This is a genomic window from Aliagarivorans taiwanensis DSM 22990 (genome assembly GCF_000429505.1).
GTDB lineage: Bacteria > Pseudomonadota > Gammaproteobacteria > Enterobacterales > Celerinatantimonadaceae > Aliagarivorans > Aliagarivorans taiwanensis.
The window spans coordinates 85,636-107,075 of the sequence record NZ_AUBZ01000019.1 but is presented as its reverse complement, the minus strand read 5'-3'; the positions used below and the strand labels follow the sequence as shown (position 1 = coordinate 107,075).

General features: G+C 52.0%; 12 protein-coding genes and 3 pseudogenes. 10 read left to right on the top strand and 5 right to left on the bottom strand.

Annotation, left to right across the window (positions count from 1 at the left end; all coding sequences use genetic code 11):
- Both G462_RS0110590 and G462_RS0110585 read right to left on the bottom strand, forming a co-directional pair.
- Nucleotides 1-295, bottom strand: a pseudogene (locus G462_RS0110590) (transposase); the annotation flags it as partial.
- A gap of 47 nt (nucleotides 296-342) precedes the next feature.
- Nucleotides 343-1,434, bottom strand: coding sequence for a hypothetical protein (locus tag G462_RS0110585; RefSeq protein ID WP_026958972.1), 1,092 nt, complete (start codon nucleotides 1,432-1,434; stop codon nucleotides 343-345).
- A 314-nt stretch (nucleotides 1,435-1,748) separates the two neighbouring features.
- Between G462_RS0110585 and G462_RS0110580 the strand changes: the two genes are divergently transcribed.
- Entirely contained in the window at nucleotides 1,749-3,341 is a 1,593-nt protein-coding gene (locus G462_RS0110580) for an ABC-F family ATPase (protein ID WP_026958971.1), read from the top strand.
- A gap of 98 nt (nucleotides 3,342-3,439) precedes the next feature.
- Here the strand turns inward: G462_RS0110580 and G462_RS0110575 are convergent, their stop codons facing one another.
- Nucleotides 3,440-3,817, bottom strand: a complete 378-nt coding sequence (locus tag G462_RS0110575; RefSeq protein WP_026958970.1) for a hypothetical protein — start codon at nucleotides 3,815-3,817, stop codon at nucleotides 3,440-3,442.
- Between the two features lie 244 nt (nucleotides 3,818-4,061).
- Between G462_RS0110575 and G462_RS0110570 the strand changes: the two genes are divergently transcribed.
- Complete coding sequence (locus tag G462_RS0110570; protein ID WP_026958969.1) at nucleotides 4,062-5,894, top strand: ABC transporter ATP-binding protein; 1,833 nt, start codon at nucleotides 4,062-4,064, stop codon at nucleotides 5,892-5,894.
- A gap of 72 nt (nucleotides 5,895-5,966) precedes the next feature.
- Here the strand turns inward: G462_RS0110570 and G462_RS22475 are convergent, their stop codons facing one another.
- Entirely contained in the window at nucleotides 5,967-6,815 is an 849-nt protein-coding gene (locus G462_RS22475; RefSeq protein WP_035477472.1) for a helix-turn-helix transcriptional regulator, read from the bottom strand.
- A 99-nt stretch (nucleotides 6,816-6,914) separates the two neighbouring features.
- Between G462_RS22475 and G462_RS0110560 the strand changes: the two genes are divergently transcribed.
- From G462_RS0110560 to G462_RS22470, 7 genes are all read left to right on the top strand, one after another.
- On the top strand, nucleotides 6,915-8,279 hold the full coding sequence (locus G462_RS0110560; RefSeq protein ID WP_026958968.1) for an MATE family efflux transporter: 1,365 nt from the start codon (nucleotides 6,915-6,917) through the stop codon (nucleotides 8,277-8,279).
- 413 nt (nucleotides 8,280-8,692) lie between these two features.
- The gene (locus tag G462_RS0110555) at nucleotides 8,693-10,012 is read left to right on the top strand and encodes a CmpA/NrtA family ABC transporter substrate-binding protein (RefSeq protein WP_245579552.1); all 1,320 of its coding nucleotides are present in this window, start codon (nucleotides 8,693-8,695) and stop codon (nucleotides 10,010-10,012) included.
- A 77-nt stretch (nucleotides 10,013-10,089) separates the two neighbouring features.
- A complete protein-coding gene (locus G462_RS0110550) occupies nucleotides 10,090-11,112 on the top strand; it encodes an ABC transporter permease (protein WP_026958966.1) in 1,023 nt (340 codons plus the stop codon).
- Between the two features lie 13 nt (nucleotides 11,113-11,125).
- Nucleotides 11,126-11,974: an ABC transporter ATP-binding protein gene (locus G462_RS0110545; protein ID WP_026958965.1), complete on the top strand. Its 849-nt coding sequence runs from the start codon at nucleotides 11,126-11,128 to the stop codon at nucleotides 11,972-11,974.
- A 115-nt stretch (nucleotides 11,975-12,089) separates the two neighbouring features.
- A complete protein-coding gene (gene dapB, locus G462_RS0110540) occupies nucleotides 12,090-12,902 on the top strand; it encodes a 4-hydroxy-tetrahydrodipicolinate reductase (protein ID WP_026958964.1) in 813 nt (270 codons plus the stop codon).
- 349 nt (nucleotides 12,903-13,251) lie between these two features.
- A complete protein-coding gene (gene pulA / locus G462_RS0110530; RefSeq protein WP_026958962.1) occupies nucleotides 13,252-17,328 on the top strand; it encodes a pullulanase-type alpha-1,6-glucosidase in 4,077 nt (1,358 codons plus the stop codon).
- Nucleotides 17,329-17,445: 117 nt separating this feature from the next.
- Entirely contained in the window at nucleotides 17,446-18,603 is a 1,158-nt protein-coding gene (locus G462_RS22470) for an IS4 family transposase (protein ID WP_211234212.1), read from the top strand.
- A gap of 286 nt (nucleotides 18,604-18,889) precedes the next feature.
- Here the strand turns inward: G462_RS22470 and G462_RS22465 are convergent.
- Nucleotides 18,890-20,098: pseudogene (locus tag G462_RS22465) on the bottom strand (IS256 family transposase).
- A 114-nt stretch (nucleotides 20,099-20,212) separates the two neighbouring features.
- Between G462_RS22465 and G462_RS22460 the strand changes: the two are divergent.
- Nucleotides 20,213-21,406, top strand: a pseudogene (locus G462_RS22460) (ISL3 family transposase).
- Nucleotides 21,407-21,440: the final 34 nt, after the last annotated feature.

Below are 21,440 nucleotides of genomic sequence, written 5' to 3'. Positions count from 1 at the left end.
TCAAAGCGGCTCACTTTTGATTTTTCGCGAAGTAGGTAGCCGCCTTTTTTAGAATGGCGAGGTCCTCTGTTTGCTCTGCGAGTTGGCGTTTGAGTCGCGCCACTTCAGCCGCGAGCTCAGCTTCGCGCTGGGTGGTGTTCGTTTTCTTCTCAGCAGCGCTACGCCAGTTGTAGAGTTGAGATTCGTATATTCCGAGCTCTTTAGCGGCGGCGCTTACCCCTTTGATTTTTGCCAGTTTAAGGGCTTCAGCTTTGTACTCAGCTGTATAGGTTTGGCGTTTGGTTTTTGATGTCATTGTTCACCTCGTTAAACGATTTTACTCGCTTAGCGTGGTGTCCAAAACTACCGGAGCGGATCAACCTTGGGTAGTACGATAGTTCCACTATTACTTAGCAGCAGTACGTATTGATAGTAAGACGCTTCCTCACCATTTTCGTTAGTTGCTTTAAAGTGCAGGCCTGCAACGACTAGCTCTGGCTCTAAGCCATCGAGCTGGTAGGTAATAGCATCAGGGCTGACATCAATCAGCTGAAACTCAGGCGTGCTTAAGTCTGGCACATTTACGTCTTGGTCTGTGTTAAGCCAATTTTTAACGTGAGTGATGTTTTGCCCATCATCATCTTCGAACTGCACTGCAGCTAGGTGGCTTTGCAATGGATCAGTGAACGTCGAAAGTTGATGGGCACCAGCTTGCAAAAAGTCAGCAAACTTTTGCGAAAACTGATAGCCGTTGGTAAATGGTCCTTGCGCGATAAACGATAGTTCAGCCTCAAGGGTAAGGTTAAACGGTTCTCTTGTGACTAAAGGAATGTCACTTAACACCAACACTTCATCCTGACTTAGCTGATCTCGGGAGACATAGCCACTAGCTGAGAACATACCGGTGTTATCATCGTATTGCTCATAGACCACAATGCCGGGCACATCTTGAGCTAACTCGATGTAGCCATTCCTAATTTGAGGGTCAGTGAGAAGGTTGTCCGGGTTTTCCACTTGAACGGTTAGCTTGGGGTAGTCATAACAGTTACCCAGTTCGCCAGGGTAGTTTTCAACATAGGTGCCAATGGAGTAGTCGCCACCACTTGCGCTGAGTTTAATCAGTGCTTCCTGTTGTTCGGAAATAAACTCCATTACACCTTCGGTGTGATTGGTGAGGTGTGGCGCAACGGTAGCAAGATGTTGCTGAGGGATATCCGTTAGTGACACGAGCCCGCTGTTGTTTGTGCGCAGAGTGTTGTGATATTCGCCTTCGGGTGTGTGAACCAAGATCTCTAAATCGGGTAGTTCGCAGTAGCCGCTTAAATCACTTTGCTCGGCAACAAAACGTAGCTGTGGATTTTCATTGACTGTCTCTGAAGAGTTACATGCAGCGAGGAGAGCACTTAACCCTACAGCTAAGGTTAGGCGGAGGTTGGTTGTTAGTGTTTGTGCCATAATTTACTCCAAAAAAAAGAGCTTCCGTAGTTGGAAGCTCTTCCTGAGGCTTAAAGTGTTCGCGGTTGAACCATATTTAGGTCGTTGGCCGCGATATTTGAGCAGCATTCTAACTCAGGTAACAGAAAAGTTAAAGTTTGCGCAAATTGACGGTGTTTTAGGCAAAGGCTTCCTGTATTGGCTGTTTTGCCCTGCAGAAGTGAAGCGTGATGCTGCTCACATTTCCTGCTATACTCCGCGCGCACTTTTTTGGTGTCGACAAAGGCAAGGTGCTGACAATAGCGCCTTTTAGTTACTACAGCGGGAGAAGGCTTATCATCCAGACAGCGAATATCACCATGCAATTTGGTGAGAAACCCTTATTTGAAAATATCTCGGTTAAGTTTGGCGAGGGAAATCGCTATGGTTTGATTGGCGCCAATGGCTGCGGTAAGTCGACCTTTATGAAGATCTTGAGCGGCGAGCTGGAGCAAAGCGCTGGCACCGTGAAGCTCGACCCGAACGAGCGTATGGCTAAGCTGAATCAGGATCAGTTTGCCTACGAAGAGTTCTCGGTGGTGGATACCGTGATCATGGGTCACAGTGAGCTGTGGGAGATTAAAGCTGAGCGTGACCGCATCTACGCCATGGCGGAAATGAGCGAAGAAGACGGCATGCGTGTGGCCGACTTGGAAACCCAGTTTGCCGAGATGGACGGCTACTCGGCGGAAGCGCGAGCTGGTGAGTTGCTGCTGGGTGTGGGTATTCCACTGGAGCAGCACTACGGCCTGATGAGTGAAGTCGCGCCCGGTTGGAAACTGCGTGTGCTATTGGCGCAGGTACTGTTTGCTGACCCCGATGTAATGCTGCTCGACGAACCGACCAACAACTTGGATATCGATACCATCCGCTGGTTGGAAGAGGTGCTGAACGAGCGTAACTGCACCATGGTAATCATCTCGCACGACCGCCACTTCCTTAACTCGGTGTGTACCCATATGGCTGACTTGGACTACGGCGAGCTAAGCGTTTACCCGGGTAACTATGATGAGTATATGGCTGCAGCGACCGCCGCCCGTGCTCGTATGCTGGCCGACAACGCTAAGAAGAAGGCGCAGATCGCCGAGCTGCAGCAGTTTGTGGCGCGTTTCTCGGCCAACGCATCGAAGGCCAAGCAGGCTACCTCGCGCGCCAAGCAGATCGATAAGATCCAGCTGAACGAAGTAAAAGCCTCGAGCCGTCAGAACCCATTCATCCGTTTTGACCAAAGCAAGAAGCTGTTCCGTAACGCGCTGGAAGTGAACCAACTGGCACAAGGCTATGATGAGCTGCTGTTTAAAGAGCTGAACCTGCTGATTGAAGTGGGCGAGCGTGTCGCGATTATCGGCCAGAACGGTGTGGGCAAATCGACGCTATTGCACACCTTGGCGGGCAGGCTCGAGCAGAAGCAGGGTGAGTTTAAGTGGTCTGAGAATAATAACATCGGTTATTACGCCCAAGACCATGCTGACGACTTCGATAAGGATATGAACCTGTTCGATTGGATGCAGCAGTGGGCCAAAGAAGGCGATGACGAACAGGTTATTCGCGGTACCCTCGGCCGTATGTTGTTCTCGCAAAACGAGATCAAGAAGTCGGTGAAGGTTATCTCCGGTGGTGAACAAGGGCGCATGCTGTTCGGTAAGCTTATCTTGCAACAGCCCAACATCCTGCTGATGGATGAGCCAACCAACCACATGGATATGGAATCGATTGAATCGCTGAACATGGCATTGGAGCAATACGAAGGTACGCTGTTGTTCGTGAGCCACGACCGTCAGTTTGTTTCATCCTTGGCGACCCGCATTCTGGAGATCACCCCAGAGGGTATCAATGACTTCCAAGGGACCTATGAAGAGTTCCTGAAGAGCAAGGGCGTGGAAGAGTAAGCGTTCGCTGCATTTAAATACACAAAACGCCGCTGATTAGCGGCGTTTTTTATTGCGGCGTTGTTGCAAGTTAGTGGCTAACTTAGAAGTGCTAACGTTTAGAAGCTGAAGCGTTGCTGCTTCTCGCCGCTGCGGCCTTGTTCGGTGATGACCAGCTCATTGCCTTCGATGGCGTAGCTGTAGTTGGCGTCAAACTCCATGTCGCGCCAGCGGCCGTCTGGGTAGTTGCCCCAGATTACTTGCTCGCCTTCGACTTTACAGCGGTGCTGGCTGAGCTTGCCGTTTGGACGCTGGTAGTCAACGCGCCAGTACTCTTCTAGCTGCTCTACGCTGATCGCGGCGGCATCGCGGTTAAAGGCCATTGCCAGAGTGGCTTGACAGAATTCGGCTTCGCCCATGGCGGGTGCTTGGGTGTTGGCACAACCGCTCAGTAAGGCGGCACCAGCCAACATGGCTGCGGTGATTTTCAATTTCATTTTCTTTCCCAAATATTGTTCTTTCCCCACTCGTGGCGGCGGGGTCGGGGAATAATACGCGGAAGCCCCTAAAAATGCGATATATCTCACACTTGGTTAGATGACGTCGGCAGAAGGGAAGACCAGATAATCCTCGCCATTTTTGCCACAAACGTAGTCAGCACTGGGCCTGATGGGGTAAAGTAGCAGTTCTTCCTATTGCTCTCTTTTTGTCCAGTTTCTTTTATCCAATGAGGATTCTCTCATGTTAGGTTTTTTTGAGCGGATAACTGAGCCTTATCCCGGCGACGCCCCGACCCAGCCTCCCAAGGGCTTGTATCAGTTTTGTCGTTACTACAGCCGCGGGATGGAGAAACCGCTGCTGCTGATGTCGTTTACCACTGCCTTGATTGCAATCTTTGAGGTAGCGCTGTTTGGCTTTATGGGCCAACTGGTGGATTGGCTGGGCGATAAAGACCCGAGCACCTTCCTGGCTGAAGAAGCCAACACCCTCTGGCTGATGGGGGGAATTCTGGTAGTGGGTTTACCGCTGCTGACCTTGTTGGGCTCACTGCTGATCCATCAATCGCTGCTGGGCAACTACCCGATGGCGATCCGTTGGTCGGCGCACCGTTACCTGCTGCGCCAAAGCGTCGGCTTCTTTGCCAATGATTTTGCCGGGCGCATCGCCACCAAGATGATGCAGACAGCGCTATCGGTGCGTGAGGCGGTGATGAAGCTGCTGGATGTGCTGGTCTATGTGCTGGTCTACTTTGGCTCGATGCTGGTGTTGGTGGCGCAGGCCGATGCTCGTTTGGTGTGGCCACTGTTGATTTGGCTGGCGGTGTACCTCGCTGCCCAGTTCTACTTTGTACCGCGCCTGAAGAAAGTGGCCGAGGAGCAGGCGGACGCTCGCTCGCTGATGACTGGCCGGGTAGTGGACAGCTACACCAATATCGCCACGGTGAAGCTGTTCGCCCATTCATCCCGCGAGGCCGATTATGCCCAAGCCGGGATGGACGAGTTTCTCGATACGGTGTATCGGCAGATGCGCTTGGTAACTGGGCTGAATATGGCGGTGCAGATGGCAAACTATCTGCTGACCTTCGGTATTGCCACGCTCTCTATCTACCTGTGGATGCATGGCGCCATCTCGGTGGGGGCGATCGCGATTGCCATCGCGTTGTGTCTGCGTCTCAACGGTATGGCCCAGTGGATCATGTGGGAGATTGGCGCGCTGTTTGAAAACATTGGCTCGGTGGCCGATGGCATGGAGACCTTGTCGCGCCCGCAAGATATCGTCGATGTCGACAACGCCAAAGACCTGAAGGTAAGCACCGCGGGCATCCACTACCAAGATATCGGCTTTCACTATGGTGAAGCGTCGGGAGTGATTGACCATCTCGATCTTAAGATTAAGCCGGGTGAGAAGATTGGCTTGGTAGGGCGCTCGGGGGCAGGCAAAACCACCTTGGTGAACCTGCTGCTACGTTTTCACGATGTGGAAAGCGGCAGCATCTTGATTGATGACCAGAACATCTCCGAGGTGACCCAAGATAGCCTGCGCGCCCAAATCGGTATGGTGACCCAAGATACCTCGCTGCTACACCGCTCGGTGCGCGACAACATCCTCTACGGTCGCCCCGGTGCAACTGAAGAGCAGATGATTGCCGCCGCCAAACAGGCCGAAGCCCATGAGTTTATTATGGGGCTGCGCGATCAGCAGGGCCGCACAGGCTACGATGCCCATGTGGGCGAGCGTGGTGTGAAGCTCTCTGGCGGGCAACGGCAGCGGATTGCGATTACCCGGGTGCTATTAAAGAACGCACCCATTTTGGTGCTGGATGAAGCCACCTCTGCGCTGGACTCGGAAGTAGAAGCCGCCATTCAAAGCAGCCTGAATCAATTGATGGAAGGTAAAACGGTGATTGCGATTGCCCACCGACTATCAACGATTGCGGCGATGGACCGACTTATCGTGTTGGACAAAGGCGCGATTGTCGAGCAGGGCACCCATTCGCAGTTGGTTGAAAGCGGCGGGATCTACTCCCAGTTATGGGCTCACCAAACTGGCGGCTTCCTAGCAGAAGATTGCTAAGTGATAGCGGGCACATACTATTATGTGCCCGCAGCCCGCAGCCCGCAGCCCGCAGCCCGCAGCCCGCAGCTGTTATTCTTGCGCCTGCCGAAACTGACGGGGCGATACCCCATGGTAGCGACGAAAGCGGTGCGAGAAGTTGTAGGGGTCGCTATAGCCAAGCAGGCTGGCGATATAGCCGATATTCCACTGGCTATAACGCAGCAGTTCAGCAGCCTTCTCCATACGCAGCTGGATCAGCCTTTGCCGGGGCGAGCGCTGATAGAGCTGGTGACATAGCCGGGTCAGCTGCACCTCACTAAGGTAACTGAGCGCGGCAATACGGGCCACGCTCCAATCTTGGTGTAGCTGCGCCTCCACCTGACTAAATACCTCCATCACCCGCTCTTTCGAGCCATGATCCTCGGTGTTCGATACCAGCGCCCGTTGCAAAAAGCCGTTGAGCTCATTGACCCACTTGCTGCGCTGCTTCGGGCGATGCTGCATATCGTGGAACAGCATGCTGAGTAGTGCCCAGATCTGCTCGCTTAACGGGTAGTGCTGGACCTGCTGGTTGAACTTGGCGATGGGCAGCTTGCTGGTGAGCGGGTCGATCAACAGCCAGGCTATCTGCCACTGGGGCTGTTCCTGATATTGGTCCAGATCGAAGCGAAAACCTTGCCCAGCTGGAAGTACAGTGAGGGTTTGCGCGCTTATCACTTCCTCCACCTCCATCCCTCGCAGCTGGCCTTGACCGGTTAGGGTGAAGATAAGGGTGTGGTGCTCTGGCTTGCTACGTTCCACATAGTACTCGTCAAACAGCTCGGCGATACCTGCCATATGAATGCCTTGGCGCGAAAACTCAGGTACCCCTTCTTGGGTAATAAAACGTTCTTTACACTGGGGCGAGAGGTATACAAGTTCTTGAAGTTGTCTGTCCATTTTTAACCAATGATCGTTTTTAACATCTTTATGCGCTGTTTTGACATGTTGTATTTTGCCGCAAAACGTACATTAGCGGCATGAATTGAGGAGTGAGCCATGTCACATTCTGTAGCTATAAATCAGACAAGCTTTTTGTCAAACATCGTTAAGATTGCCCTGCCAGTGGCAATTCATAACGCATTAGTTGCTTGCCTAGGAATGGCAGACGTAATCATGGTGGCCGGTCTTGGTGAGGCGGCCACTGCTGCGGTGGGCGCTGCCAGCCGCTGGCACTTTGTAATGATTATGATTATGGCAGGATTGGCCAACGCCAGCGGTACCTTGATCGCCCAGTATTGGGGGAAAGGCAGCGCTGGTGATGCAAAGGCGGTAAGTAAACTGGCACTTAAAGTGGGTATCTGGCTGTTTGTGCCGATCACCCTGTTGGTAGGCTTGGGTGCTGAGTTAATGATGAACGCGCAAACCACCGATGCGCAGGTAATTGCCTTTGGTCGCGATTACCTGATCACCAGTTTGCCGATCCTGTTGTTGACCCACGTGATCATCAACCAAGAAGCGGCATTGCGTTCAACTGGCCAAAGCTGGTTGCCACTGGGGGTGTCCAGCTTTGTGATCGTGCTGAACATCTCGCTGAACTACGTGCTGATTAACGGCTTGTTCGGTGTGCCCGCGATGGGTGTGAAAGGTGCCGCGTTGGCCACCGTGATTGCCCGCGTGGTGAACGTTGCGATCTACTGGGTGTATGTGCGTCGGGTGCAACACTGGTTGGTTACTGCTAAAGAAGATAGCGAGCCTAAGCTTTTGCATAGCAAATACCGCCGTTTGGCGGTGCCACAAGTGATCAACTTGCTGGGCTGGGGCATGGGTACCCTGATGTTGCAGATCATCTTTGGTCGCATGGGTACCACTGAGCTGGCCATCTTCAGCATGTTGGCGCCGTTCGAAGGCCTGTGTTACTCGCTGTTCTTTGGCTTGGCGACCGCCTGTGCGGTGCTGATTGGTCAATCGCTGGGGCGCAGTGAGTTTGAGCGCGCTGAGCACATCTCTGGCCAGTTCCTACTGTCGGCCTTTATTGGCAGCTTGGTGGTGGGCTTGGTGGTGTTCTTTAACTTGGACGTACTGCTCGGCTGGTTGCACTTAGATAGCCCCGAGATGTTACCGATGGCACGGCCGGTGATGCTGATCTTGGCGATGGGTCTGTGGGTACGCATGCTCAATATGATGCTGATTCACGGCATCCTGCGGGCGGGCGGTGAGAACCTGTTCTGCCTGCGTACCGACTTTATCGGTATGTGGTTGGTGGGTATTCCAGTTACTGCGTACGGCGCGTTTATCGGTGAGTGGCCGTTCTACCTGTGCTACCTGGCGCTGTTCAGTGATGAACTGACTAAGTTAACGCTTGCTGCGCGTCACTATCTGCGCCGCGGTTGGTGTAACAACCTGACTCTCCATCCGGCCTAGTGCTGATGATGGTGTGAAAGGGCGTGCTTAGCACGCCCTTTTTGTATCTGCTGCGCTGCGCTAAACAAAATGCTGGGTTCTACGCATTTGCTTTGGATGCTTGAGGTATCAGTTTTTGCAATAGAAGGGGGTAATTCATCTCCAATTAAGTGCGCCAAAGAGGTGCATGTGTGTTCTAACATAGTGAATTTATTGAAAAAATATTGTTACCACTTTGGAGGTAATAAATTTCCTAAGTGTCTGATTCCGCGTTTTAAAAAAATGTGATCCCGATCTTGGCACAAGCTTGGCACTACTCCATTCGAGATATCAATCATCGTCCAAGTGACCAAGATCAGGAGCACGGAATGCAAAACGACTCAATCAAAAAGCTCGGAACAAGCCTGAAACGTAGTGCGCTAGCCTGCGGCGTAATGCTGGCAGTAAGCGGTGCAGCTTATGCCGAACTCGGTGAGCCGGAAAAGGAAGACCTGAAGTTTGGCTTTATCAAACTGACCGACATGGCCCCACTGGCCATTGCCTATGAAAAAGGCTACTTCGAAGATGAAGGGCTATACGTACAGCTAGAAGCGCAGGCCAACTGGAAGGTTCTGCTGGACCGGGTAATCACCGGTGAGCTGGATGGCGCGCACATGCTAGCGGGTCAACCGCTGGGTGCAACCATTGGTTTTGGTACCCAAGCGCACATTGTTACTGCCTTCAGCATGGACCTTAATGGTAACGGCATCACAGTGTCCAATGAGATTTGGGAACAGATGAAGCCCAATATCCCTCACGAAGACGGCAAGCCCGTCCACCCGATTAAAGCCGACTACCTCAAGCCGGTTGTAGAGTCTTACCAAGACCAAGGTAAGCCATTCAACATGGGCATGGTGTTCCCAGTATCAACCCACAACTACGAGCTACGTTACTGGCTAGCCGCTGGTGGTATTCACCCGGGCTACTACGCGCCGCACAAGGGTGATACCTCGGGCCAAATCGATGCCGATGCGCTGCTGTCGGTAACACCACCACCGCAGATGCCGGCCACCTTGGAAGCTGGCACCATCTACGGCTACTGCGTGGGCGAACCGTGGAACCAACAAGCGGTGTTTAAAGGCATCGGTGTGCCAGTGATTACCGACTACGAGATCTGGAAAGACAACCCTGAGAAAGTCTTCGGCGTGAGCAAGCAGTGGGCTGATGAGTATCCTAAAACCCACATTCGGGTCGTGAAAGCGATGATCCGTGCAGCCAAATGGCTGGATGAAGAGAACAACAAAAACCGCCCAGAAGCCGTACGCATCCTGTCGAAGAGCCAATACGTAGGTGCTGACTACGATGTTATCGCCAACTCTATGACCGGCACTTTTGAGTACGAGAAGGGCGATAAGCGTGAGATCCCCGATTTCAACGTGTTCTTCCGTTATAACGCAACCTACCCCTACTACAGCGATGCGATTTGGTACCTAACCCAGATGCGCCGTTGGGGCCAGATCTCTGAGCACAAGCCTGATTCCTGGTACATGGATATCGCCAAGAAGGTATACCGCCCAGACATCTACGCCGAGGCAGCGAAAGAGCTGATCGCCGAAGGGGTGATGGATGCTAAAGACTTCCCTGATTTCGATAGCGAAAGCGGCTTTAAACCACCGCAAACCGAGTTTATCGATGGTGTGACCTACGATGGCAGCAAGCCAAACGAGTATCTCGAGAAGTTCTCAATTGGTTTGAAAGGCGAACAACAAATCTAACATGCCCTTGTCGTTTGAGAGCGCATTGGAGAATCGGCAGGCCGCACCTGCGGCCTGCTATATAAGGAGTTGTCGAGATGAAAGATAAGTTAATTCACTCACTGGAAACCTTTGGGCTTACCCCGATGGTACCGATAGTTCGCCTTGCATCAGGTGAGAACCCCAAACAACAGTTTCAGGACTTGTTTGAAAAGCTCGGCCTGCCGCTTATCGCCATTGTGGCGTTTTTGCTGTTGTGGAGCGTGTCTGCTGCCAATGTGCAAACCAGCTTGGGCCAGTTGCCCGGGCCATCGCAGGTGCTAGAGCAGTACCATGGCTTGGTGGCAGAGCACAAAGAGGAGCGGGAGAAAGAGGTCGCCTTCTACGAGCGCCAAGAAGCGCGTAACGCCAAGAAGCTGGCCGCCAACCCCGATGCGGTGGTGAAGATCCGCCCCTATACCGGCAAACCCACCTTCTTTAATCAAATATTTACCAGCCTGTACACCGTATTTACTGGCTTTGTTCTGGGCAGCCTGATTGCCATCCCCTTAGGTGTTGCCTGTGGCCTAAACAAGCGGCTGTATTCTGCAGTCAGCCCACTTATTCAGGTGCTAAAACCCGTCTCGCCACTGGCGTGGCTGCCGATTGTTACCATGGTGGTCAGTGCGGTGTATGTCAGCTCAGACCCTATGTTCTCTAAATCTTTCGTGACCTCGGCGATCACCGTGACCCTGTGTTCCATGTGGCCCACCTTGATTAACACCGCCATTGGGGTGGCGTCTATCGACAAAGATTGGCTGAACGTTGGTCGAGTGATTCGTCTGCACTGGACCAAGCAAGTGACCAAGATTGCGATTCCGGCTTCCTTGCCGATGATTTTCACCGGTCTGCGGATCTCACTGGGTATTGGCTGGATGGTATTGATTGCCGCCGAGATGCTGGCGCAGAACCCCGGACTTGGTAAGTTCGTATGGGACGAGTTCCAAAACGGTAGCTCCAACTCACTGGGGCGAATCATGGTGGCGGTGATTGTTATCGGCATCATCGGCTACATCCTCGATTGGCTGATGCTTAGCCTGCAAAAAGTAATTTCTCATTCAACGCCTGAAGGCGCCCGCTAATAGGAGTTTTGGCATGTCGCATTATCTAGATATTGACCATGTGGGGATTGAATTTCCCACCAAGAATGGTCCATTCCGTGCCTTGCAAGGGGTTGATTTAAAGATTGCCAAGGGGGAGTTTATCTCGCTGATTGGTCACTCTGGCTGCGGTAAGTCCACCGTGCTGAACATTGTAGCCGGCCTTTATGGGGCAACAGAAGGCGGTGTGGTATTGGAGAGCAAAGAGGTCAGTGAGCCGGGCCCAGATCGCGCGGTGGTGTTCCAAAACCACAGCCTGCTGCCATGGTTAACCGCCTATCAAAACGTCGAGCTGGCGGTTAAAGAGGTCTTCAAAGGCAAGCTTAACCGCAGTGAGATGCATGAGTGGATCGAGCATAACCTCGAGCTAGTGCATATGAGCCACGCCATGCACAAACGCCCGGATGAGATCTCCGGCGGGATGAAGCAGCGGGTGGGGATCGCTCGGGCACTGGCCATGCAACCCAAGGTGCTGCTGATGGACGAACCCTTTGGCGCCTTGGATGCATTGACCCGTGCGCACTTACAAGACTCGCTAATGGAGATCCAACAAGAGCTGAACAACACGGTGATTATGATTACTCACGATGTAGACGAAGCCGTACTGCTCTCCGATCGCATCGTGATGATGACCAATGGCCCGGCAGCTACTATCGGCGAGATCCTCAAGGTTGAGCTGGAGCGCCCGCGCAATCGGGTTGAGCTGGCCGATAACGCCGAGTACAACCACTACCGATCGCAGGTGCTTAAGTTCTTGTATGAACGCCAGCGCAATCCGGCGCAGACCGAAGGCAAGAAGAAGTCAGTTAAGCCTCGTCTGGTGGGTAAGGGCGAAGCGGCTTAGCGCCTAGCTTTCCACACTGAGTCGGTTCAACGAGTCAGCGCTTGCTGGCTCGTTTTCTATTGGGCGCTTTGTTATAGTCAGCGCTTATCAATGATTCACTACAAGAGGATGTAGCATGGCGCAGACTAGGGTTGCAGTCGTTGGCTGTAACGGCCGTATGGGGAAAAACTTGTTGGAAGCGGTCAGCAACCATGAGCAAGCGGTGATTGCAGGTGCTACCGAACGCCCTGGCTCAAGCCTTATTGGCACCGACGTGGGCGAGCTGGCTGGCTTGGGCAAGCTGGATGTGCAGGTGGCCGACAGTGTGGACAGCATTCAAGGTGATATCGATGTGATCATCGATTTTACCAGCCCGCAGGTCACCCTGGCCCATGTGAAATGGGCGCGTGCCAATCAAGTGAAGATGGTCATTGGTACTACCGGCTTCACCGAAGAGCAAAAAGCCCAGCTGGCTGATGCAGCCGAAGACATTGCCATCATGTTTGCACCGAACATGAGCGTAGGGGTGAACTTGGTATTCAAACTGCTAGAAACCGCCGCCAAGGTGATGGGTGATTACACCGACATCGAGATCATCGAAGGCCACCACCGCCATAAAGTAGATGCGCCATCAGGCACCGCGCTCGGCATGGGTGAGGTGATTGCCGATACCCTGGGGCGCGACCTGTCCAAAGTCGCGGTATATGGCCGTGAGGGCATTACCGGTGAGCGTGACCGTGAAACCATCGGCTTTGCTACTATCCGCGCCGGTGATTTAGTGGGCGAGCACACCGCGATGTTTGCCGACATCGGTGAGCGTGTAGAGATCACCCACAAGGCCTCCAGCCGCATGACCTTTGCCAATGGCGCGGTGCGCGCAGCGGTGTGGCTGCAAGACAAACCGCACGGTTTGTTTAACATGCGCGACGTACTTGGCCTTAACGACTAGCCGCTGTTTTTACTCTCTTTTTACCCGACAAGCACGCATGTAGCGTGCTTTTTTCATTTTAAGCCCTCTACTTGCAACATCCAGCATAAAATTCTGCAAGCGACTTTGAAAAGCCTTTCATGGAAGCTTTTGAAAATGCTTTCAAGGATATTATTCTTGAATGCCTTCACAAAGTAATCGAAAAGTAACAGCACAAATATCTTTGCCTGACAAACAACTACGTTGATCACGGTTAGCAAGTCCCAGATTCCCTAAGTTATTGAGCATCCTGCACATAAAAATCAGGCAGGAATGGAAAGTAAGAGCGGATCACACGTCTCTGATTCATTAATGAAAGGAAAGGCTAATAATGGAAATGCAAATTAGTAAGCTGTTCAAGCTTACCGCTCCGGTGCTAGCTTCTGCGCTGATTGCTGCCTGTGGTGGCAGTGGTGGCAGTGGTGGCAGCGGTGGTGGCGGTGGTGACACCATCGAAGGACTCTATGAGGCTGCTGAAAACGAAGTTGTTATCTACTACAAGCGCGATGAAGCTCACTCTCGTGCAGTAGATACCGATGCCTATGAAGGCTACGGTCTGCACCTGTGGAACGGTAATGGCTGTGAAAGCACCGATCTGGCTGCGATGGGCTTGCCCGATGGTGGCACGGCATGGGATGAACCTGCACAAGCGACCGGCTTCAGTGAAACCTACGGTGCTTACTACGTCATCAAGTACGAGCCGGCACCGCCACACAACTGTATTAACTTCATCATGCACAAAGGCGACGACCGTCCGTTTGGCGGCGGCGACATGAGCTTCTTGCTTGATGAAATGGATGAAAGTAAAGGCTTGTTTGGCTTCCATGGCAGCAGCGAGCTTTACTACTTCCCGATTGAAGAGCGCCCAGTGGCCATCGATGGCCAAAAAGCCCACTGGCTGGACAAGGGCACCATCGCCTGGATGGATGTAGCCAACGCCGCCAGTTATGAGCTGCGCTACGACCCTGAAAACGGCATTGCGCTGAACTCTGAAACCAAAGAAGTCACTGGTGGTACCGTTGTTAGCTTGAGCGAAGGTGCTATCTCTGATGCGGCTAAAGCCCGCTTCCCCCACTTAAAAGATATGCCGGCGGCCAGCATTGAGGTTGATGATGCGGTACTTAAGCAAATCCTTAAGAGCCAGATCGTAGTATTCGCCTACAACGCCGATGGCGAAGTGATTGCAGCCACTCAGGTTCAAAAACCGGGTGTGATTGACGTTGCCTATGTTGAAGCCGATGGCGAAGGCAAAGGCGGTGCGATCAACGAAGAGCTGGGCGCTGTTCTTAACGGCAGCGAAGTGACCTTCAAGCTGTGGGCACCTACCGCGCAGAACGTGCGTGTATTCCTGTACGACGATGACCTGAGTGCATACAGTACTGCGCCATCTCTGCAAATGGAAGAAGATGCTAACGGCATCTGGTCGGTGACTCAAGACGGCGTGGTTGGCAAGTTCTACAAGTACGAAGTGACGGTTTATCACCCCACCACCAAGCGTGTTGAAACGGTGATGGTGACTGACCCTTACTCACTGAGTCTGTCGGAGAACTCAACGCACTCGCAAGTGGTTGACTTAGAAGACCCTGCACTTTACCCAGCAGGTTGGGGTGAAAACCGCCCAACTCTGGAGCATGATGTTGACCATGTTCTGTATGAATCGCACCTGCGCGATTTCAGTGTCAGCGATAGCCTGGGTTCGGTCTCCTACAACGGTAAGTATCTAGCGCTGACCGAAAGTGAGCGTGAGTCGGTGACTCACCTGCAAGAGCTTAAGGATGCGGGTCTAACCACCTTACACATCCTGCCTGCCTTCGATATCGCCACGGTAAACGAAGACCCGGATATGCAGGTCGATATTACCGATACCGTCGGTAAGCTGTGTGGTATCAAGCCTAGCGCGAGCATTTGTGGCTCAGCCAGTGATGGCGACGTTATCGAAGACATCCTCTACGGCTACGATCCTAGCACTGGCGATGCCCAAGCGCTGATGAACGACATCCGCGATCTAGATAGCTTCAACTGGGGTTACGATCCGTTCCACTACACCGTGCCAGAAGGTAGCTATGCCACCAATGCACACGGTACTACCCGTATCCTGGAATTCCGTGAAATGGTGCAAGCCACTCATGATATGGGCCTGAAGCTGGTAATGGACGTGGTCTACAACCACACCAATGCATCAGGTGTGAACGACAAATCAGTACTGGATAAGATTGTCCCCGGATACTACCACCGCCTAAACGTAAACACCGGTGGTGTAGAAACCTCGACCTGTTGTGACAACACCGCAACCGAGAATCTGATGATGGGTAAACTCATGATCGACTCTCTGGTTACCTGGTCTGAGCACTACAATGTCGACGGCTACCGTTTCGACTTGATGGGTCACCAACCTAAAGACCTGATGGTTGACGCACTGGTTGCAGTTCGTGACATCGATGAGGACACCTTGTTCTACGGCGAAGGCTGGGACTTTGGTGAAGTATCCAACAACGCGCGCTTTACCCAAGCGACCCAGTGGGAGATGGCTGGCACCGAGATCGGCACCTTCTCTGACCGTTTGCGTGACGCGGTTCGCGGTGGTAGCCCGTTTGATAGCCAAGACGGCATTCGTCAGACTCAGGGCTTTGCCAACGCTTCGACCTTGAACGAGCTTAACGAAGACTTGGCCGGTGACGACTTAGACAAGTTCAACGCAGGTCTGCTGCATGGCCAAGACCTTATCCGTGTAGGTATGGCCGGTAACTTGCGTGAGTTCATCTTGCTGGATTCACTGGGCAGAACCAAACGTGGTCAAGACGTGGATTACAATGGCGCGCCTGCGGGTTACACGCTGAATCCTTCAGAGAATATCTCGTACGTGTCTAAGCACGATAACCAGACCCTTTGGGACAACAATGCGTATAAAGCCGCGGCGAACACCTCACCGGCTGATCGTGCACGTATGCAAAGCGTGGCACTGTCTACCGTGATGTATGGTCAAGGCATTCCATTTATCCACATGGGCTCTGAGATCCTGCGTTCTAAGTCAATGCAGCGTGATTCTTATGACTCAGGTGACTGGTTCAACCGAGTACGCTTCGACTACAGCGACAACAACTGGAACGTTGGTCTGCCTCGTGAAGATAAAGACGGTGAAAACTGGGATCTGATCAAGCGGATCATTGCTGATGCAACCAACGAGCCTGCGACCCGAGATATCGAGCTGACCAAAGAGCAGTTCATCGAGATGCTGGCTATTCGTAACAGCAGCAAGCTGTTCCGCTTGCAAACCGAAGCTGAGGTTAAAGCACGCGTTGACTTCCGCAACGTGGGCCAAGATCAGGTTGCCAACCTTATCGTAATGTCTATCGACAACGGTACTGGTGCCGGTGAAGATCTGGATGAAAACGTCGATGCCATCGTGGTGGTTATCAACGCAACTGCGCAAACCCAAGACTTCGAGATTGAAGGTGCAACTGGCTTTGAGCTGCATGAAGTACAGCAGATCTCTGCTGACAGCGTGGTACAAGGTGCCAGCTTCGCTAGCGAGACCTTCAGTGTTCCTGCCTTGACCAGTGCGGTATTTGTTATGCCTCGCGACGGTGCTCGCAGTGCTGGTTTGCCAGTGGATATGAGCAACAAAGACCTCTCGGAGATCCCGCCATTTGGTAACACCCCGTTCTACTTGCGCGGTGTTCAAGGCATGTGGGATAACCAACTACCACTGACTTTCGACTCGAATGGCAAGTACAAGGTCACCTTTAACTACGACGGTAATGGTCTGTTTGCTGAGTATGGTGTAGTCGTTGCGACCGAAGGTTGGGAAACCAAGTTTGAAGGCTGTGATGGCGATGCGGAGTTGACCTTGGAAAGCGGCGTAACCACTTGTAATTCTGAAGTGGGCGGCACCAGCAACTTTGCAGCGAACTTCACAGAAGCCGGTATTTACCACTTCGTATTCGACGCGAGCAACACCGACAACCCTGTTGTAAGCGTGACCTTCGAAGAGGGTGCGGCATCATGTGAGAACCTACCTCCAGCAACCGGCGGTTCTCTGGACCCTCACTATGTACGAGGTGACTTGAGCGATTGGGGGCCAAATGACACCTATCAAATGCTCTACAAAGGCGATGATGCTGATGGTATGGAAATCTACCAAGCAGTGTTCGATTACAGTGGTAGCATTCAGTTCAAGATTGCCGATGGTAGCGACAACTGGGGTAGCCAATTCTTCGTAGCCAACAGCGATGGCAGCCCAATGGGCATCGAAGCAGAGCTTCCATACCAGGTGACTCGCGGCGATGGTGGCCAGTCTAACAACACGATTTCGTTGGGCTCTGGTACTTGGTCATTCAAGATGACCATCGACCCAAGCCTGGAAAGCGGTTTGGTTGGCGATTTCATCGTTCAAGAGTGTTCGCAATAATCGACTAACTTGATAAATCTAAGCCACTCCTCGGAGTAATGCCGATCGTTTAAGTTAGTTGAACGATCTTTTAAGGGCTTCATAATCGGTCGCAACCTGTGTTGCGGCCGATTTTTTATGTCTGAATTTTCCAAAGAGTTACACGTTACCGCAGAGTTCTGCCAAGAACGTCACATCGATGCGTTCGCTAAACATATTCCCTGTGAATGGGTCAGCGAAGCAGTCCAGCAAACCGGGCGGGCCTCGCTCAGAAACCGGCGGTTTCCCGCCGAGCAAGCGGTATGGCTGGTACTTGGGATAGGCTTGCAGCGAAACCGCTCCATTCAGGATGTGTGTGACAAACTCGAACTGGCATTTCCTGATGCTGATGGTCAAACCGCCCCGTTAGCAACAAGTAGTATCATTGCCGGTAAAGAGCGCCTGGGGGCTGACCCAATGCGCTACCTCTTTAAAACCACCGCCGCTCATTGGGAGAAGCTCCACGAGTTTGACTATGCCTGCGGATTGAAACTACTTAGTGTTGATGGCACCCATTTCAAAACTCACAACACACAAGAGAACCAAGCATTTGGTTTTGCACAAAAATCAGCGTCATTTCCCTCTGTCTTAGCCGTCACTCTTATGTCTACACGCAGTCATATCTTGTCTGATGCAGCATTCGGCCCGGTCTCTCACAGTGAGATTTCTTATGCTCAGCAACTTGTCGGCTCAGCCCCTGAGAACTCCCTGACATTATTCGATAGAGGCTTCTTCTCCGCAGAGCTGTTTAGCAGTTGGCAGGGAGCAGGGGAAAACACACACTGGTTGACACCCATTAAATCAAAAATGCGCTACGAGGTAGTGGAAACCTTCTCAGACTATGACCACATCATCACGTTACCGGTGTCCCCGCAAGCCAAAAAACAAGCGCCTTATCTGGGTGATACTTGGCAAGCCCGGCTCATCCTTATTCCATCACCCAAAGGTGAAATCAAAGGCTTTATCACTTCCTGCCTGTGTCCTAAATCCTATCCGTTTGAGGACTTAGTTGGCGTATATTGGCAGCGCTGGGAGATTGAGCGAGGATATGGGGAACTCAAGCAGTATCAGCTTCAAAATAAGCCCACCCTGAGAAGCAAGAAAGAGGAAGGTGTCTACCAGGAGGTGTGGGGGATTCTTACTAGCTACAACATTGTCAGGTTAGAAATGGCGCTTATGGCGGAGCAGCACAAGGTTGAGCCTCTGAGGATTAGCTTCATTAATGCACTGTTCATGATAATGGACGAGTTCATATGAAGTGATGGGCGAAGCCCGGGGGCCATACCGAAGAACCTCAAAAACCTGAGAGATAATGGCAAAAGGCTTATCTTACCGAAAAAGCGTAAAAGACCGGCTTATCCAAGGGCTGTCTTGAAAAAAGCAGCAAAGTACCCCAACAAAAATGCCACTCGTCCTTAAACGAGCGGCATTACTCCTCGGAGTGGCTTTTTTTATGGTTCTTCGCAGATTAGCGGGTAATAGATACGAAAACGACTGGATAGGTTAAAGTGACCCTGTAAATAACTCTGTGTAACTGCCGGAGTTAAACGAAATCTTTCAAGCGGTCTTCGAACTCAATCATAAATCGGTTCATGGCCGCTTTCCAATTCCTTATCGGCATCGTCCATTTCTTTGAAGCGTCCATAATAGCTAAATAGATAACTTTCATGGCTGAGTCATCTGAGGGAAACAGCTTGCGCTTCTTGATGGCTTTGCGGATCACGCTATTGAGGGATTCAATGGCATTAGTGGTGTAGATCGCTTTGCGTATGTCATCAGGGTAACTGAACAGTGTATTGAGGTTGTTCCAATGGGCACGCCAGCTGCGGCTGATTTGTGGGTATTTATCGTCCCAGCGCCCGCTGAACTGGTCGAGTGCCACCAGGGCTTCCTCTTCTGTGGATGAGCGATAAATCTGTTTGAGATCCGCCGTCACCGCCTTGTAGTCTTTCCAAGGCACGTACTTCATCGAATTGCGTACCATGTGGACGATACACAACTGAATTTGTGTTTCAGGGAAGACCGCATTGATGGCGTCTGGAAAGCCTTTTAAGCCATCCACACAGGCAATCAGAATATCGTTTATACCGCGATTTTGAAGCTCGGTAAGCACATTAAGCCAGAACTTAGCCCCTTCGTTTTCAGATAGCCACATGCCCAGCAATTCTTTCTAACCATCGAGATTGATCCCCAGAGCCAGATAAACCGCTTTGTTGATAACCCGCTTATCTTGCCTAATTTTGATGACGATACAGTCCAGATAAACAATGGGGTAAATTGCGTCTAACGGGCGGGATTGCCATTCAACAACCTGCTCGATTACCGCATTGGTGACTTTGGAAATCAGGCTAGCTGATACATCTGCATCGTACATCTCTTTGAAGGTAGAGACGATTTCGCGGGTGGTCATGCCTTTGGCATACAGGCTGAGGATCTTGTCATCCATAGATGTGAAGCGGGTCTGCTGTTTCTTGACCAGTTGGGGCGCAAAGCTGCCATCACGGTCGCGTGGGGTGTTGATATCCACGGAGCCATCTTCGGTACGCAAGGTCTTGCTGGTATAGCCATTGCGGCTATTACTCGACTCCGAAGGCTGGTGCTTGTCATAACCTAGGTGGTCATCCAGCTCAGCATTAAGGGCTGCCTCGACAGTAACCTTGGTGAGCATCTGTCGAAAGTCGTTGAGGTCGCCCTCAGATTTGATCGCTTTGGCGGCTTCGCGAGCGAAGGCTTCGAGTTGTTCTTTATTCATGTTGCCTATCCTTAGCCATTACTGGCTGCAATGATAGGCAGTTACACAGTTTTATCTACAGTCTCGTTAAAGTGATGTCGCCAAACAAACCCCGTAACCAACCAGCCGTTTTCGATGTCGAATCTTACCTTTCCAATCGAGCTGTGGGAAGGCTTTAAGCCATCCCATATTGAGCAACACGACCGCTCCCTCACGATCCACCTAACCCCAACCTCTCGTCCGCTGTGTCAATGTGGAGCCGAAGCTCAGCGCATTCACGACACCTCCATCCGGCGTATATCTGAACGCACCATCCTGGATTACCCGGTCACCCTAATGGTTCCTGTACGACGTCTGCTCTGCCATCAGTGCGGTACGCGCACTGAACATATTTCATGGTTAAAGCCCTTTTCCCGTATCACTGAGCGCCTCGCTAATTTCGTTCAATCGTTGTGCCCGCTTCTGCCGATTAAGCACTTAGCTCAGTTGGTCGGACTGCATTGGCACACCGTCAAAGAGTTGGATAAAGCTCGACTCAGACGGGAAGTCCTTGAGCCTAAATGAGGGCAGGTACGACGCTTAGTGATGGATGAATTCGCGCTGTTTAAGGGGCATCGCTATGCAACGGTCATCGCCGATGCCGATACGCACCAGGTGCTCTGGATTGGCGAGGGCCGAAGCCGGGCAGCAATCCGACCCTTTTTCGACATGTTGGGTGAGCACTGTGAGAACATCGAAGCTGTAGCTATGGACATGAATACAGCGTTCGACTTGGAGGTGCAGGAATACTGCCCAAATGCCCAAGTCGTGTACGACCTATTCCATGTCATCGCCAAGTATGGACGAGAGGTAATCGACCGTGTGCGCGTTGACTGTGCCAATGAACTCAAGGGCGATAAGAAGGCTCGGCAGCGAGTAAAGCGCAGTCGTTGGGTGCTGCTGAAAAACAGAACCAACATGAGCGACAAGCAACAAAGCTACCTGGATGAACTGCTCGATGCCAATCGCTCATTGATGGTGGTTTATCTGCTCAAAGAACAACTCAAAGAGCTTTGGTACTGCAAAGACGAAGAAACAGCGCGAGGCTTATGGAATGTATGGTGGCAACAGGTGCAAGAAAGTGGAGTCGAGCCATTAATGCGCTTTGCCAACAAGTTAGAGCCATACCTCCCCGGCATCGTCGCATCAGCGACCCATCCCCTCCACACTTGTCGACTAGAGGGGATGAACAACAAGATCAAACTGATGAAGCGAATGGCCTACGGCTATCGAGATACCGAGTATTTCTTTTTGAAGATAAAAGCGGCATTCCCCGGAGATCCGCGATGAACCTTTTTTATGCCTGTTTTACTTGCTTGATACA

Coding starts and splice junctions, on each gene's coding strand:
- G462_RS0110585 (WP_026958972.1), bottom strand. CDS start 1,434: ATGGCACAAACACTAACAACCAACCTCCGCCTAACCTTAGCTGTAGGG.
- G462_RS0110575 (WP_026958970.1), bottom strand. CDS start 3,817: ATGAAATTGAAAATCACCGCAGCCATGTTGGCTGGTGCCGCCTTACTG.
- G462_RS0110570 (WP_026958969.1), top strand. CDS start 4,062: ATGTTAGGTTTTTTTGAGCGGATAACTGAGCCTTATCCCGGCGACGCC.
- G462_RS22475 (WP_035477472.1), bottom strand. CDS start 6,815: ATGGACAGACAACTTCAAGAACTTGTATACCTCTCGCCCCAGTGTAAA.
- G462_RS0110560 (WP_026958968.1), top strand. CDS start 6,915: ATGTCACATTCTGTAGCTATAAATCAGACAAGCTTTTTGTCAAACATC.
- G462_RS0110555 (WP_245579552.1), top strand. CDS start 8,693: ATGCTGGCAGTAAGCGGTGCAGCTTATGCCGAACTCGGTGAGCCGGAA.
- G462_RS0110550 (WP_026958966.1), top strand. CDS start 10,090: ATGAAAGATAAGTTAATTCACTCACTGGAAACCTTTGGGCTTACCCCG.
- G462_RS0110545 (WP_026958965.1), top strand. CDS start 11,126: ATGTCGCATTATCTAGATATTGACCATGTGGGGATTGAATTTCCCACC.
- dapB (WP_026958964.1), top strand. CDS start 12,090: ATGGCGCAGACTAGGGTTGCAGTCGTTGGCTGTAACGGCCGTATGGGG.
- pulA (WP_026958962.1), top strand. CDS start 13,252: ATGGAAATGCAAATTAGTAAGCTGTTCAAGCTTACCGCTCCGGTGCTA.
- G462_RS22470 (WP_211234212.1), top strand. CDS start 17,446: ATGTCTGAATTTTCCAAAGAGTTACACGTTACCGCAGAGTTCTGCCAA.